Genomic DNA, 2,785 nt, shown 5'->3' on the forward strand with positions numbered 1-2,785 from the left:
CCACCACCGCGACGCTCAAAGGCGGGCTCGGCTCGGCGTCGGCGACCACGCCTGGCGGCGTTACGGTGGGCGCGATCGCTGTGGTCAACGCGATCGGCAGCGCGACGATCGGCGACGGCCCGTGGTTCTGGTCGGCACCGTTCGAACAGGACGGTGAATTCGGCGGGCTCGGCATGCCGGAGCCGTTCACGCCCGACATGCTCAAAGTGCGGCTGAAGGGCGCGGCGACGCCGAGCGCGGTGGAGAACACCACGTTGGTCGCGGTCGTCACCGACGCGGCGCTGACCAAGACCCAGGTGAAGCGGCTGGCGATGCTGGCGCAGACCGGCTTCGCGCGGGCGATCTATCCGGTGCATGCGCCGCTCGACGGCGACGTGGTGTTCGCCGCGGCGACCGGCGTCAAACCGGTCGAGCCGCTCGCCGGTCTCACCGAGCTCGGCACTATCGCGGCCAACACGGTGGCGCGGGCGATCGCGCGCGGCGTCTATGAGGCCACCGCGCTGCCATTCAAGGACGCGCAGCCGGCGTGGCGCGATCGGTTCGACTCGAAGCGATGATGTGAGGCGGCAGCGCCGCTGCAGTCATCCGCGGGTCCATCGCGCGCATGTTGATTATCATGTTGCTTATCGAAGGCGATGGATTGCCGGGTCGAGCCCGGCAACACATCAGCACGAATGAGCGTCGGTGATCAGGCGCTGACCGACAGCGACGAGGCCGAGGCCGCCTGGATCTGCGACGCCTGGCGCTGGATCAGCTGCTCGACGAAATTGTACGACGAGGTCGCGCTGCTCGACGACGAGCCGGTCGCCGCCGACGTCATCGTCACCTTGCTGCCGTCGGAGTAGGTGACGGAGGTGGTCACGCTGCCGTCGGAATTGGTGACGCTGGTCGAGGACGAACCGGACAGCGCCTGCAGCAACGGATCGCTGCTGCCGCCACCGCTGTTGCCACCGTTCGCACCACCGCCGCCATGCGCGTGATGCCGACGGCCGCTCTTCAGCGCCGAGGACATCTCGTCCATGCTGACCTTGCCGTCGTTGTTGGCGTCCATCTTGCCGAACACCTTGTCGGCATTGGCGACGTTGGTGCCGCCGGCGCCGAGCGCGTTCTCGAACTCGCCCTTGGTGATCGAGCCGTCGCCGTCGGCATCGATCTGCTTGAACAGATCCTTCAGCGCGGAGTCGCGCGTCTTCGAGGCGGTCGAGCTGGAGCTGGAGGTCGACTGCTGGCTCTGCGCGTCGAGCAGCGCCTGCATGGTTTTCTGCGACAGGCCGCTCGACGGCAACGAGCCGGTGCCGCTGGTCGACAGGGTTGGGAACGACGACGTGCTCGTGCTGCTGCTCGAGCTGGCAAACGGGTTGGTGAAGCTGGTGCTCTGCGACGACGATTTCGACGTCGAGCTCAGCGTATTGAGCAGTCCGGACAGCGCGCCCAGCGCGCCAATGGCAGGCAGCATGATCGAAGCTCCGCATTACACCGCTGGCCGCGGCCGGCAACTACGCACGGATCATTCCAAGCTTCGGATGAGCAATCGCCGTGCCAGCCGCGAAGCTCCCGTAAATGCTGGTGTTTTTCGCGTGCGCCGGGCCGGCAAGACGGCAATTTCTGCCCCATCCGGCACAACCTGCCGGGCCCGCACGGCCGGGGCGTGAGCTCGGGATTTGCGGGGAACCGGCGCGGCGTGGTAGCGAAGCTGATCCACCCCACACGCACCTGGAAGCCCTGATGTCCTCCTTCGCGCTCCGTCCGCTCGCCATTGCGCCCTCGATCCTCGCCTCGGATTTTTCCAAGCTCGGCGAAGAGGTCCGCGCGGTCGATACCGCCGGCTGCGACTGGATCCATCTCGACGTGATGGACGGCCATTTCGTGCCGAACATTTCCTACGGCCCGGACGTGATCAAGGCGATGCGGCCGCACACCAAGAAGGTGTTCGACGCCCATCTGATGATCGCGCCGTGCGATCCGTATCTGGAGGCCTTCGCCAAGGCCGGCTGCGACATCATCACCGTGCACGCCGAAGCCGGCCCGCATCTGCACCGCTCGCTGCAGGCGATCCGCGCGCTCGGTAAGAAGGCCGGCGTCTCGCTCAATCCCGGCACGCACCCGAGCGCGATCGAATACGTGCTCGATGACATCGATCTGGTGCTGGTGATGTCGGTGAACCCCGGCTTCGGCGGCCAGGCGTTCATCCCGAGCGCGGTTCAGAAGATCAAGCAGATCCGCGCCATGGTGGCGGGCCGGCCGATCGACATCGAGGTCGACGGCGGCGTGTCCGACAAGGTCGCCGGCGAACTCGCCGCCGCCGGCGCCAACGCCTTCGTGGCCGGCTCCGCCGTGTTCAAGGGCGGCACGCTGGAAGCGTACAAGACCAACATCGCCGGCATCCGCAACGCCGCGCTGCAGGCGCGGGGCGAGGCGGTTTAAAGACCGTTCAGACCAAACTCGTCGAAACTGACGACAGACAGAAGTGCGTAGCACCGTGCCAGGTGGGACTGATGATGTAGCACCACCTGAGCACACTCTGCCTCCATTTCGACTTACACGAATATCACTGCGTTCATCTAGCGGCCGCTCGTTTACATCGCCGTCATTACCGGGCTTGACCCGGCAATCCATCACTCTTCGCAAGATAGCGCGCTGGCGCGCGCGATGGATGCGCGGGTCAAGCCCGCGCATGACGCAAATGAAAGTGGCTGCGACTGCGCCACATAATCGGTCCCCCCTTGCAGCTGTTACAGCCTCTCGTTCGTCATTCCGGGGCGCGGGGAGCGCGAGCCCGGAATCC

At 66.1% G+C, this 2,785-nt stretch carries 3 protein-coding genes; 2 read left to right on the plus strand and 1 reads right to left on the minus strand.

The genetic code is table 11. The features are described 5' to 3' along the window. On the plus strand, nt 1-557 hold a 557-nt coding region (locus DYI24_RS24590), incomplete at its 5' end, for a P1 family peptidase (RefSeq protein ID WP_205523673.1). A 131-nt stretch (nt 558-688) separates the two neighbouring features. On the opposite strand, the gene DYI24_RS24595 is transcribed toward DYI24_RS24590, so the two are convergent. Continuing rightward, nucleotides 689-1,456: an EF-hand domain-containing protein gene (locus DYI24_RS24595; protein ID WP_164574184.1), complete on the minus strand. Its 768-nt coding sequence runs from the start codon at nt 1,454-1,456 to the stop codon at nt 689-691. Between the two features lie 269 nt (nt 1,457-1,725). Between DYI24_RS24595 and rpe the strand changes: the two genes are divergently transcribed. Then, complete coding sequence (rpe, locus tag DYI24_RS24600) at nt 1,726-2,424, plus strand: ribulose-phosphate 3-epimerase (protein ID WP_107356557.1); 699 nt, start codon at nt 1,726-1,728, stop codon at nt 2,422-2,424. Nucleotides 2,425-2,785: the final 361 nt, after the last annotated feature.

It is taken from the genome of Rhodopseudomonas sp. BR0C11, from assembly GCF_010820945.1.
GTDB lineage: Bacteria > Pseudomonadota > Alphaproteobacteria > Rhizobiales > Xanthobacteraceae > Rhodopseudomonas > Rhodopseudomonas palustris_H.

Excerpts from the sequence above, each read along its gene's own strand:
- rpe (WP_107356557.1), top strand. The coding sequence starts at position 1,726 with ATGTCCTCCTTCGCGCTCCGTCCGCTCGCCATTGCGCCCTCGATCCTC.
- DYI24_RS24595 (WP_164574184.1), bottom strand. The coding sequence starts at position 1,456 with ATGCTGCCTGCCATTGGCGCGCTGGGCGCGCTGTCCGGACTGCTCAAT.